This is a genomic window from Roseomonas sp. FDAARGOS_362, from assembly GCF_002754815.1.
In the GTDB taxonomy this organism is placed as follows: Bacteria; Pseudomonadota; Alphaproteobacteria; order Acetobacterales; family Acetobacteraceae; genus Roseomonas; species Roseomonas mucosa.
Window position 1 is genome coordinate 2,841,236 of the sequence record NZ_CP024588.1, and the last position, 12,056, is coordinate 2,853,291.

At 72.6% G+C, this 12,056-nt stretch carries 9 protein-coding genes; 6 read left to right on the forward strand and 3 right to left on the reverse strand.

Translation table 11 applies throughout. The features are described 5' to 3' along the window. Positions 1-151: 151 nt before the first annotated feature. From CTJ15_RS17635 to CTJ15_RS17645, 3 genes are all read right to left on the reverse strand, one after another. Entirely contained in the window at positions 152-1,186 is a 1,035-nt protein-coding gene (locus tag CTJ15_RS17635) for an NAD-dependent epimerase/dehydratase family protein (protein ID WP_079253515.1), read from the reverse strand. Beyond that, positions 1,183-3,348, reverse strand: a complete 2,166-nt coding sequence (locus CTJ15_RS17640; protein ID WP_099781776.1) for a glycosyltransferase family 1 protein — start codon at positions 3,346-3,348, stop codon at positions 1,183-1,185. Before CTJ15_RS17640 ends, CTJ15_RS17635 begins: the two co-directional genes overlap by 4 nt. A 105-nt stretch (positions 3,349-3,453) precedes the next feature. Continuing rightward, the gene (locus tag CTJ15_RS17645) at positions 3,454-4,743 is read right to left on the reverse strand and encodes a serine hydrolase (RefSeq protein WP_075822581.1); all 1,290 of its coding nucleotides are present in this window, start codon (positions 4,741-4,743) and stop codon (positions 3,454-3,456) included. Positions 4,744-5,075: 332 nt separating this feature from the next. Here CTJ15_RS17645 and rpmI point away from each other — a divergent pair, with 332 nt between their 5' ends. The 6 genes from rpmI (at position 5,076) to CTJ15_RS17675 (ending at position 12,024) form a co-directional block, all read left to right on the forward strand. After that, positions 5,076-5,282 carry a 50S ribosomal protein L35 gene (rpmI, locus tag CTJ15_RS17650; RefSeq protein WP_019461132.1) on the forward strand — a complete coding sequence of 69 codons (207 nt, stop codon included), beginning with the start codon at positions 5,076-5,078 and terminating at the stop codon, positions 5,280-5,282. A gap of 12 nt (positions 5,283-5,294) precedes the next feature. Beyond that, positions 5,295-5,657: a 50S ribosomal protein L20 gene (gene rplT, locus CTJ15_RS17655; protein ID WP_019461133.1), complete on the forward strand. Its 363-nt coding sequence runs from the start codon at positions 5,295-5,297 to the stop codon at positions 5,655-5,657. Positions 5,658-5,860: 203 nt separating this feature from the next. Then, a complete protein-coding gene (pheS, locus tag CTJ15_RS17660; protein ID WP_058389151.1) occupies positions 5,861-6,946 on the forward strand; it encodes a phenylalanine--tRNA ligase subunit alpha in 1,086 nt (361 codons plus the stop codon). Between the two features lie 6 nt (positions 6,947-6,952). After that, positions 6,953-9,448 (forward strand): phenylalanine--tRNA ligase subunit beta, encoded by a 2,496-nt coding sequence (gene pheT, locus CTJ15_RS17665; protein WP_058389146.1) that lies wholly within the window; start codon positions 6,953-6,955, stop codon positions 9,446-9,448. 408 nt (positions 9,449-9,856) lie between these two features. Beyond that, on the forward strand, positions 9,857-11,341 hold the full coding sequence (locus CTJ15_RS17670) for a hypothetical protein (RefSeq protein ID WP_151904053.1): 1,485 nt from the start codon (positions 9,857-9,859) through the stop codon (positions 11,339-11,341). A 140-nt stretch (positions 11,342-11,481) separates the two neighbouring features. Then, on the forward strand, positions 11,482-12,024 hold the full coding sequence (locus tag CTJ15_RS17675) for a MarR family winged helix-turn-helix transcriptional regulator (RefSeq protein ID WP_058389385.1): 543 nt from the start codon (positions 11,482-11,484) through the stop codon (positions 12,022-12,024). Positions 12,025-12,056: the final 32 nt, after the last annotated feature.

The following is a 12,056-nucleotide window of genomic DNA, read 5'->3' on the forward strand; positions in this document are numbered from 1 at the left end:
GCGCAGGATCGTCGCCGACAGTTCCGAAGAATCGGTGAACGGCAGGGGCCGGCGGCAGGAAGGACGGGCAGGGGAGATCCGCATGCCCCTGGCATCACCCGGGAAGCCGTTAACTCTCCAGCAACCAGAAGATGTATTTTTGAGACAGCGATCAGGAATTGATCCGGTGGTATTGCCGATACCAGTCCACGAAGCGTCCCAGGCCTTCCTCCAGCGGCGTGCGCGGCGCGAAGCCCACAGCCGCCTTCAGCGCCGAGACATCGGCCCAGGTGCGTTCCACGTCGCCCGGCTGCATCGGCACCGGGCGGCGCAGCGCGGTGCGGCCGGTGTGCCGTTCCAGGATGTCGATCATCTCACCAACCGGAACGGGCGTGTGGTTGCCGATGTTGAAGATGCGGTGCGACGCCTCGGGGACGGGGCGGCCCGGTTCGTCGGGGTCGGCGGGTGGCTGCGGCAGCAGGCGGGCGATGGCCTCCACCACCTCGTCCACATAGGTGAAGTCGCGCCACACCTGCCCGTGATTGAAGACCCTGATCTCACGACCCTCGTAGAGCGCCTGGGTAAAGCCCCAGTAGGCCATGTCCGGCCGCCCCCAGGGGCCATAGACGGTGAAGAAGCGCAGCCCCGTCAGCGGCAGGGCGAAGAGATGGGCATAGGAATGCGCCATCAGCTCGTTGGCCCGCTTGGTCGCGGCATAGAGCGAGGAGGGCCGGTCCACCGGATCGTCCTCGCGGAACGGCACCCGCGTGCTGGCGCCATAGACCGAGGAGGAGGAGGCATAGACGAGATGGCGCACCGGATGCGCCCGGGCCGACTCCAGCACCTCCAGGAACCCGTCCAGATTGGCCCGCCCATAGGCGCGCGGCGCCTGCAGCGAATAGCGGACCCCCGCCTGGGCGGCGAGATGGGCCACCATGTCGGGTGCGAAGCCCGACCAGTGCCGCGCCAGCAGGCCGGGTTCGGCGAGGTCGGCCTCGGCGAAGCGGAAGCGCGGATGGTCGAGCATCGCGCTCAGCCGCGCCCGCTTCAGCGCGGGATCGTAATATGGGTTCAGGTCGTCGAGGCCGAGGACCTCCGCCCCTTCCTCCAGCAGGCGGCGCGACAGGTGCGCGCCGACGAAGCCCGCCGCCCCGGTGACGAGGATGCGCGCCCCGGCCAGGGCGGAAACCGCGCCGCCGCCGCTCACGCCGCCAGTTCCCGCAGGCGCTGTCCCTCGATCCAGCCCAGTCGCCCGGCGAGGTCGTCCTCACGGCACAGCATCACCCGCACCAGCGCGGCGCCGAGGACGCGCTCGTCGCCTTCCGGATGGACGGGGGTGCTCTCGATATCGGCGCGCAGCAGGCGGCAGCCCTCCGGCACCTCCAGGCGCAGCGCGCAGCCGCCCTGGGCGCCGGCCTCCAGATAGAGGCTGCCGGCGGCGAGCTCGTTGCCCTCCGCCTCGGCCCGCAGGCGCACCTCGCCGCCGCCGGGGGGCGCCACCAGCTCCATGTACAGGCGCCAGGGCGCGGCCGGGCCCGGCGGCACCGGCAGGCGCAGCGTTGCCGCGCCGCCCTTGGTCCAGACGCCCCAGACTTCCGGCATGTGCCAGTTCGGCCCATCGCGGAGGACCTGCCGCACGGCCATGGCCGCGTCCGGCCGCATCTCGTCGCCCAGCACCATGCGGTAGGGCTGGCCGGGCTGCAGCGCCAGCCTTTCCTCCAGCGCCGGCGTGGTGCGGGCGGCCATGGCCTGGAGATGGCAGAGGACCTCGTCGCGCAGCGCCTCCCACCGGCGCAGCCCGGCATGCTGGCGCACCGCCGCCTCGCGCTCCGCCAGGAAGGAGGGGTCGGCGATCAGGCGCTCCAGCTTCGCCGCCAGATCGGGCTCGTGCTGCGGGGCGAAGTACACCGCCGCGGGACCTCCGGCCTCCGGCAGGGCGGAATGTTCCGGGATCACCGGCACCTTGCCATGGGCGAGGCTCTCGGTGACCGGCAGGCCCCAGCCCTCGTAGAAGGAGTTGTACACGGTGAAGCGGCAGCCGGCGTAGAGCGCGGCCAGCGCCGCGTCCGAGACGCCGTGCAGCAGCACGACATGGCGCTTCAGCTCGGCGCTGTTGGCCAGCAGCTCCAGCGCCCCCTGGGCGTGCCAGCCGGGCTGGCCGACGCAGACCAGGCGCGGCACCCGCCCGGCGCCCAGGCGGCGGATCAGCGAGAGCCAGGCGCGGAAGACCAGGAGATGGTCCTTGCGGCTCTCGATCGTGCCGACGAAGAGGGCATAGGGCTGGCCGGGGCGGAAGCCGCGCAGCCCTTCCAGCGCCAGCGGGTCGGGCTCGGTGCCGTCCGACATCGGATCGGCGTCGAGGCGCACCACCTCCATTGGCAGGTCCAGCTCCGGCAGCAGGCGGTCGAGCTGCGTCCGCCCGTCGCGCCGCGTGCATTCGGAATTGCACAGGAAGCCATGGGCATGCACGCCGACCGCGGCGAACCAGCGGGCATAGTCGCGCACCATCTGTTCCTGGCAGTGCTCCGGCACCACCAGCGGCACGCAGTCGTGCAGGAAGGGGATGTAGCGGATGCGGCGGTCGCGCTGCGCCGCGCGCAGGCCCCGGAAATAGTCCGGCAGGCCCCAGGAATTGCCCAGGTTCACCAGCAGCCCGCCCAGCGGGAAAAGGTGGCGCGGGGCCTGGGCCAGGGCCTCGTCCACCCGCTCCAGCGCCATGATCCAGGCGGGATCGTCGGTCTCGGCGCCGGTGTGCGAGGCCTCGATCACCCCGCGCAGGGCTGCGGCGGGCACGGCGCGCCAGCAGGCCTCCCGCAGGTCGTAGGAGACATAGGCGATGCGGGTCCCCGGCGGATTGCCGCCGCGCAGCGTGGCGCCGACGATGCCGCACTGGACGCGCTGGATGCCGGTGGGCGTGCGCTTGCCCCGGAAATAGTCGAGCAGGTCGGTGACGTCGAAGGCCACGTCCATTCCCGCCGCCGCATCCTGGTTCTCTGGCCGGGGAGCGGAAAACGGCGCGCCGGACGGGCCGTGCCACGCTTCCTCCGGTCCGGCGGCAGGGAACCCGTCCTCCACCGCCGGTTGCGGGGCGACGGGGCGGCCCAGGCGGCGCAGCGTGGCGGCGATCTGGCGCTGGATCTCCGGGTCGCGCGGGCTAAGGGACTCCGCCTCGCGGAAACTGTCGAGCGCCTCCTCCGGCAGGTGCGCCGCCAGCAGGCAGAGGCCCCGCTGCAGCATCAGCGGCCAGGCATCGGGCCGCTGCCGGATCACGCCCGCATAGGCTTCCGCCGCGGCCAGCCAGTCTCCCGCATCGCGCCTGGCATCCGCCTCCGCCAGAAGCGCCGCCCCGCTCGTCCGATCGCCCGACATCCGGTTCTCCGCCCTTGTGGCACAACCTATGCGTATGGCGAGCCGTCCCTTTGCGCTAGGGGGAAGTGGCGCCGCGGCCCCGGCCAGGGCCGCGGCGCGCCCCGGTCAGGGCAGGGTGCCGTAGACCGCCTCCCGCACCTCGTTGCCGGCGGGGCCGCCATTCACCCCGGTCTGCGTCATGACGACCGTGACGATGCGGTTGGCCGGGTCCACGAAGAAGCCGGTGCCGTAGATGCCGCCCCAGCCATAGGTGCCCGGGCCCTGCCTGGTCTTCGCCGCCGCCGGGTCGGTCAGCACGGAGAAACCGTAGCCGAAGTCATAGCCCGCCCCGCGCAGGTTGATCGGGTAGCCCCCGGTCTGCGGCCTCGCCATCTCCGCCACCGTTTCCGGCTTCAGGATCCGCACACCGTCTAGTTCCCCGCCGTTCAGCAGCATGCGGGCGAAGCGGGCATAGTCGCCGATCGTGGCCGTCGCCCCCGCCCCGCCGGAGGGATAGGCGGTGGCGCTGAAGGCCCGCTCCGGGTCCGCCGTCCAGGTCCCGCCGGAGAGTGGATAGGGCACGGTCTGGGGGCTGGCCATCGGGCGCAGGACGCCCGAGGGATCGGGGTACATCGCCGTGACCATGCGCGGCCGGGCGGATTCCGGGACATGGAAGGCGAAGCTGTCGAGCTTCAGCGGCGCGGCGATGTTGCGGATGATGTACTGGTCGAGCGGCATCCCGCCCGCCCGCTCCACGATGGCGCCCAGCACGTCGGTGGAAAGGGAATAGCGCCAGCCGCTGCCCGGCTGGATCGCCAGCGGCGCCCGGGCGAGGCGGCCCATGTTGTCGCGCAGCGTCCGGCCCGGCGCGGCCAGCCCGTCATCCACGCCCAGGCGCCGGTACTCCTCCACCACGCCGGGGATGTTCAGGAAGGTGTAGCTGAAGCCCGAGGTGTGCCGCAGCAGGTCGCGCACCGTCGGCTGGCGCTGCGCGGGCACGGTGCGGCCCTCCCCCGCCACCACCCGCAGCCGGCGGAATTCCGGCAGCCAGCGCCCGATGGGATCGTCGAGCCCGATCTTCCCCTGCTCCACCAGTTGCATCGCCGCGACCGAGGTGAAGGGCTTGGTCATGCTGGCCAGGCGGAACAGGCTGTCGGGCCGCAGCGCCTCGCCACCACCCGGGGTCCGCGTGCCGGCACTGCCGCTGTAGAGCACCTCGCCATTGTCGCGCATCACCAGGGCGGCGATGGCGCCGACCTTGCCGCTCTCCACCTGCCGGCGCAGCACCGCGTCGAGCGTGGCCTGCCGCGCCGGCGGGGCTGCGGTCTGCGGGGCGGCGCAGGCGAAGAGGCCCAAGCTCGGCAGCAGGACGAAGGCAAGGGCTCGCCGGCGCGGCACGGGATGCCGTTGGGTCATGGTTCCTCCGATTCTTCTCGTTCGGCCCGGTCAGGAAGGGCGTGGGGAGGATGGGCCGCCCGCTTCCCCCCGCACAAGGCCGCAAGGACGGTTTCATTCCCCGGCCGGCATGGAAATGCCCGGCGCCCGCCAGCCATGCGCCCGGCACCGGCAACGGACCCTTGCCCCCGCCACGCCGCCCCGCTATAGGCCGCCCCTCTCCGCGCGTCCGGGCCGTGTTGGGCTGCCCGGCCGTGGAAGCGTGTCCCCGCCGCATGGTGTGGTGACTGCCTGGGCCGGGTTTCCGGCGCGGGCTTCCGGGACACGCCGGCCTGAACCACAGGAGGTCCGAAATGCCCAAGATGAAGACCAAGTCCGCGGTCAAGAAGCGATTCAAGATCACGGCGACGGGCAAGGTGCTCGCCGGTCCGGGCAAGAAGCGCCACAACCTGTCCGCCCGTCCCCAGAAGGCCAAGCGCCAGAACCGTGGCACCCAGGTGCTGCGGCACCAGGACGGCCTGACGGTGAAGCAGTGGGCCCCCTACGGGCTGGATCGGTAAGGGAGCGCACAGATGGCTCGTGTCAAGCGCGGCGTCACCGCCCACGCCCGTCACAAGAAGGTCCTCAAGCTCGCCAAGGGCTATGTCGGCCGTTCCTCCACCGCCTACCGCCCCGCGCTCGAGCGGGTCGAGAAGGCGCTGCAGTACGCCTACCGCGACCGCCGCAACAAGAAGCGCGATTTCCGCGGTCTGTGGATCCAGCGCATCAACGCGGCCTGCCGCGAGCATGGGCTGGTCTATTCCCGCTTCATCGCGGGGCTGAAGGCCTCGGGCATCGAGCTGGACCGCAAGGTCCTGGCCGCGATCGCCTATGAGGACGCGGCCGGCTTCGGCGCCCTGGTCGAGAAGGCCAAGGCGTCCCTGCCCGCGGCGTAAAGCCGCATACCGGGGCACCGGGCGGGCTCAGGCCCGCCGGCGCTCCGATCCGGATTTCAGCAGATGGGGCCGCCTTCGCCTCTCGGGACACCCCCGGGAGCGAGGCGGCCCTTTCTGCTTTCGGCCCGGAACCGGTCGCCGGGGGGCGGATGCCCGGAGGCGCGAACCGGTTCCGCAAATCGCAATTCCTCTCGGAGATCGGGATGTCGGACGACCTCGCCGCGCTGCAATCGGAGACGGAAGCCGCCATCGCGGCCGCCGCCGACCTGCGCGCGCTGGATGCGGTGCGCGTGGGCGCGCTGGGCAAGAGCGGCCAGGTGACCGCGCTGCTGAAGGGGCTGGGCGCCGTGCCTGCCGAGGAGCGCAAGGCGCGCGGCGCCGCCGTCAACGCGGTGCGGCAGGCGGTCGAGCGGGCGCTGGAAGCCCGCAAGGCGGTGCTGGAGGAAGCGGCGCTGGAGGCGCGACTCGCCGCCGAGCGCCTCGACGTCTCGCTGCCTCCCCGCCCGCATCCCCCCGCCGGGGCGGAAAGCGGCGCGATCCATCCCATCGCCCGCACGGTGGAGGAGCTGACGGCGATCTTCGGCGCCATGGGCTTCGCCGTCGCCGAGGGGCCGGATATCGAGAGCGACTGGTACAACTTCAACGCCCTGAACATCCCCGGCCACCATCCGGCGCGGCAGGACCAGGACACCTTCTACCTGCCCCCCGCCCATGGCGCGGGCTTCGAGACGGTGCTGCGCACCCATACCTCCCCGGTGCAGGCGCGGACCATGCTGTCGCAGGAGCCGCCGATCCGCGTGATCGTGCCGGGCCGCACCTACCGCGCCGACCATGACGCCACGCATTCGCCGATGTTCCATCAGGTCGAGGGGCTGGTGATCGGGCGCGACATCACCCTGGGCCACCTCAAGGGCTGCCTGATCGACTTCCTGCGCGCCTTCTTCGGGATCGCCGAGCTGCCGGTGCGCTTCCGTGCCTCCTACTTCCCCTTCACCGAGCCCTCGATGGAGGTGGATATCGGCTGGGACCGCAGGACCGGCGAGCTGGGCAAGGGCTCCGACTGGCTGGAGATCCTGGGCTCCGGCATGGTGCATCCAAAGGTCCTGGCCAATTGCGGCATCGACCCGCGCCAGTGGCAGGGCTTCGCCTTCGGCATGGGGATCGAGCGCATCACCATGCTCAAGCACGGCATCGCCGACCTGCGCCCCTTCTACGAGAGCGATGTCCGCTGGCTGCGCCATTACGGCGCGCCGGTCCTTTCCCCCTACACCCTCCATGATGCGGGCTGACCGGCGATGAAGTTCACCCTGTCCTGGCTGCGCGACCACCTGGAGACCGAGGCTTCGGTCGAGCGGATCGCCACCACCCTCTCCGCCATCGGGCTGGAGGTGGAAAGCGTCGAGAACCGCGCCGACGCGCTGGCGCCCTTCCGCATCGGTTATGTCGTGGAGGCCGTGCAGCACCCGAATGCCGACCGGCTGCGCGCCTGCAAGGTCGATGTGGGCGACGGCACGATCCGTTCCGTGGTCTGCGGCGCCCCGAATGCGCGCACCGGCATGAAGGCGGTGGTGGCGCTGCCCGGCGCCTATGTCCCCGGCACCGGCATCACGCTGAAGGCGGGCGAGATCCGCGGCGTGAAGAGCGAGGCCATGATGTGCTCCGCGCGCGAGCTGGGGCTCGGCCAGGACCATGACGGCATCCTGGACCTGCCCGCCGACGCGCCGGTGGGCGAGGTCTATGCGAAGTGGCTCGGCATGGACGATCCGGTCTTCGACATCGGCATCACGCCGAACCGGGGCGACGCGCTGTCCGTGCGCGGCGTGGCGCGCGACCTCGCCGCCGCGGGCCTCGGCACGCTGAAGCCCTGGAAGGCGGAGCCGGTGGCCGGGCGCTTCCCCTCCCCGCTGCGCTGGGCGATCGGGGATGCCGAGGGCTGCCCCTGGGTGCTCGGGCGCTCGGTGCGGGGCGTGCGCAACGGCCCCTCGCCGCAATGGCTGCAGGACCGGCTGGCCGCCATCGGCCTGCGCCCGATCTCGACGCTGGTGGACGTGACCAACTGGTTCACCTTCGACCTCGGCCGGCCGCTGCATGTCTTTGACGCGCGCAAGGTCGCGGGCGAGGTGCTGACCCTGCGGCGTGGGCGCGAGGGCGAGAGCTACCTCGCCCTGAACGGCAAGGAGATCGCCGTCACGCCGGAGGACCTGGTGATCGCGGATGCGGAGGGGGTGGAGAGCCTCGCCGGCATCATGGGCGGCGAGCATTCCGGCTGCGACGCGGACACCACCGAGTGCTTCATCGAATGCGCGCTGTTCGACCCGGTGCGGATCGCGCTTTCCGGCCGCCGCCACGGGCTGCATTCCGATGCCCGCGCCCGCTTCGAGCGCGGCGTGGACCCGGCCCTGCTGCCGGATGCGCTGGAGGCCGCGACGCGGCTGATCCAGGAGCTCTGCGGCGGCGAAGCGAGCGAGGTGGTCGCCGCCGGTGCCGAGCCGGCGTGGCGGCGCGAGGCGTCGCTGCGCTTCGAGCGCATCCGGGGCCTCGGCAACTCCGCCATCACGGCGGATGAGGCCGTGGCCTCGCTGGAGCGGCTGGGCTTCGCCACGGTGGCGCGCGACGCGGAAAGCGTGACGGTCGCCGTCCCCTCCTGGCGCAACGACATCGCCTCCTCGGCCTCCGCCTATCGCGCCGGGGGCACCGACCTCGACCAGTTCGCCGCCCTGGCACCGGAGCGCGCGGCGCTGGCCGCCGAGGGCGTGGAGCGGATCGAGGCCGAGTGCGACCTGCTGGAGGAGGTGCTGCGCCTGCCCGGGCTGGACGCCATCCCGGCGGTGTCGCTGCCCGTCTCCTCCCCTGTGCCGCTGCCCTCGCTGACCCCGGCGCAGTCGCGCGCCACGCTGGCCCGCCGCGTGCTGGCCTCGCGCGGGGCGCTGGACTGCGTGAGCTTCGGCTTCCTGGCACGGGACGTGGCGGCGCTGTTCGGCGAGGCGCCGGAATCGCTGCGGCTGCTGAACCCGATCGCCTCGGACCTCGACCAGATGCGTCCGACCCCGGTGGCCAGCCTGCTGCTCGCCGCCGGGCGCAACGCCGCGCGGGGCTATCCGGACGTGGCGCTGAGCGAGGTGGGCGGCGCCTATCGCGATCCCTCGCCCGCCGGGCAGCTCGCCGTGGCCGCCGCGCTGCGCGCCGGTGCCACGCCGCGCCACTGGAGCGAGCCCTCCCGCCCGGTGGACGCGATGGATGCCAAGGGCGACGCGCTCGCCGTGCTCGGCAGCCTGGGCGCGCCGCTGGCCGGGATCACGGTGACGGCGGATGCGCCGGGCTACTACCACCCAGGCCGTTCCGGCGTGCTGCGCCAGGGGCCGAAGGTGGTGCTCGCCCAGTTCGGCGAGATCCATCCGAAGGTTCTGGCGGCGCTGGACATCGCCGGCCCGGTGGTGGCCTGCGAGGTCTTCCTCGGCGCCATCCCCGAGCCCAAGCGGCGCAAGAAGTCCGCCCCTGCCCTCTCCGCCCTGCAGCCGGTGCGGCGCGACTTCGCCTTCCTGGTGGATGCCACGGTCCCGGCCGAGAACGTGCTGCGCGCCGCGCGCGGCGCCGAGCGGAACCTGATCGCCGATGCGGCGATCTTCGACCGCTATGCCGGCGACAGGCTGCCGGACGGCAAGGTCTCGCTGGCGGTCGAGGTGGTGCTGCAGCCGCGCGATGCCTCCCTGACCGATGCCGAGATCGAGGCCGTGGCGGCCAAGGTCGTGGCGGCGGTGACCAAGGCCACCGGAGCCACTCTGCGGGGCTGAGGCGGCACCGCGGCGCCCGGCCCCCCCGGGGGAGAGGCTCCGCCTCTCCCGCCGGACCCCCTCTCCGCCGGGGACCGAAGCCGGTCCCCGGACCCCGGGCTTGCGTTGGCGCCTGTGGTTTCCGGTGTTCTTGTCGCCCGATCCCTGGGAGCAGGTGGAGACGCGGGGCTCCCGAAAAGAGGAAAAACACCCTGTCCGTGCTGGCGGCACCGGCAGTCCGCCGGAGAGCCAGGCTCTCCGGCGCGATCCGGCCGGCAACCGGAGCCAACTCATCGGGTCCAGGGCCCGCAGGGTCCTGGCGGATAAGGGGGTCCGGGGGAAAAGGCGGAGCCTTGTCCCCCGGGGACGGAGCAACGTCGGAGATGGGCTCCGACCACCAGACTTGACGCCACGGGCACGGTCGGGAGCATGGCTCCGATGCCAGGAGGGAGACGACCCATCGCCACCCCCATTGCCCGCCGCCATCTGGCCGGGCTGGCCCTGTCGGGCCTGATCGCCGCGCCGGCCATCCGGGGCGCCAGGGCGGAGCGGCCCCGGGACCTCTATGCCGGTCCCCTGCCGCCGCCGCAGCCCATGCAGGGACGCGTCACCGCGCTGCGGGTGGCGGATTTCCATCGCGGGCACGGCATCAACGTGCATCTGCAGAACAGCCGCGACTACGAGGATTTCGGGGGGCGCGTCCGCCCGGCCCTGGCGGAGCTGGGGGTCGGGCGCATCCGCGCCTCCCTGCCCGACCGTCCGGCACCCATCGGCTGGGTGAACACGCTGCACGAGCGGCACGGCATCACCCTGCTGAGCCATGCCGGGGCGAACGACTTTCCCGCCGCGACCTGCATCGCCATCGCGCGCAAGCTGGTGCCGGGCGCCGTGGACGGATTCGAGGGCTCCAACGAGATCGACGGCTGGTACCAGGGCTTCATGCGCCGCCAGAACCGCGACGGCGATGCCGAGGCGGTGCGCTGGCAGCGGGAGCTGCGGGCGGCGCGGGATGCCGATCCGCGCTTCGCCGGCCTGCCGATCGGGGCGCCGACGGTGATCGACTTCCGCCAGTCCTGGCGCATCGCGGGCTCGATCCCCTTCAACGACCGCGGCACCTTCCACCCCTATCCCGGCGGGCGGCCGCCCTGGCTGCGGGGACAGGGCGCGCCCCTGGCGCGGGGGGGCGAGACGCTGCGCTATGGCAGCCTGCGCTACGGCGCCACCTATGCCGCCAACCCGCTGGCGCCGGGCAGGCCCTTCTGGGCGACGGAGCTCGGCTACAACACCGACCCGACCGGGCTGGACGAGGGCAACCACCCCTGCCCCGAGGACATCGCCGCCCTCTACATGACCGGCTACGGCGCCTACTGCCTGAAGAACGGGCTGGAGCGCTGGTACTTCTACGAGCTGCTGGACGAGCCGCTGTCGCGCGGGCGCTCCAACGAGGCGTATTTCGGCCTGGTGCGCGGCGATGGCAGCCGCAAGCCCGGATTCCACGCCCTGCGCAACACCCTGGCGCTGCTGCGCGACGACGGCCGGGAGGCGTCGGGCTTCACGCCCGCCACGCTCGACCTCGCCCTGTCCGGCGACCTGTCCAACCCCTGGGCGGAGGAGGTCACGGATGGCGTGGTGACCTGCCTGCTGCAGGATTCCGCCGGAACCTTCTTCTACGGGATGCAGCTCGGCGCGCCGCTCTACGACGTGGTGGCCAAGCGCCGGCTGGAGGCGCCCCGGCCCCGCCGGATCACCGTCTCCGTCGCCGGTGGGATGGAGGCGGTGGCGCTGGGGGATGCGCTGCGGGACGGCTCCTGGCGGGAGGACGGGGTCACGCTCTCGGACGGCGCGCGGGGGCGGCAGGCGGCGCTGGAGGTCGGGCCGGGCATGCGCTGGCTCCGCTTCCGGCGGGCGGGATAGCGGCCGGGGAAAGGCGGCCCTCGCTGCATTTCGCTTGTCCTGCCGGTAAAAGGTTGGATATCCTACCAATAAGGCCCCGGACCCGTGGGCCCGGCAGGCAGGCCACCAGAGCCCGCCGCCCAGGGAAAGGAGCGACCTTCATGGCCCCGCTGCGAGCCTCGCGGCCCGGTGCGCCCATGCCTGCGGCGGAGGAGGCCGCCACCTCCGGGGATTCGCCGCCCGCTCCCCCGTCCCCTGGCCGCCCGGATAGCGAGACCGGCCTGGGCGGGCTGGAGAACATGCTGGGCTTCAACCTGCGCCTGGCGCAGGAGGCCTCCTTCGCCGCCTTCGCGCGTCGCACCGGGCAGAGCGACCTGCGGCCCGGCCGCTTCGCGATCCTGCGCATCATCGCGGCGAATTCCGGCCTGTCGCAGACGGCGCTGAGCGCCGCGGCGGGGCGCGACAAGTCCACCCTGACCCCCGCCCTGGCCGACCTGGAGAAGCGCGGCCTGATCCAGCGCCGCCGCGCGCCGCAGGACCGGCGCAGCTACGCCCTTTTCGTCACGGCGGAGGGGGAGGCCGTGCTGCGGGAGCTTTCCGGCCATGCGGCGGCGCATGACGCGGCGCTCGATGCTCTGGTCGGGCCGAAGCAGCGGGAAGTGTTCCTGGCCATCCTGCGGCGCATCGCCGCCGGGATCGGCTGAGGCCGGCAGACCAGAAAAGAACACGAGGAGGA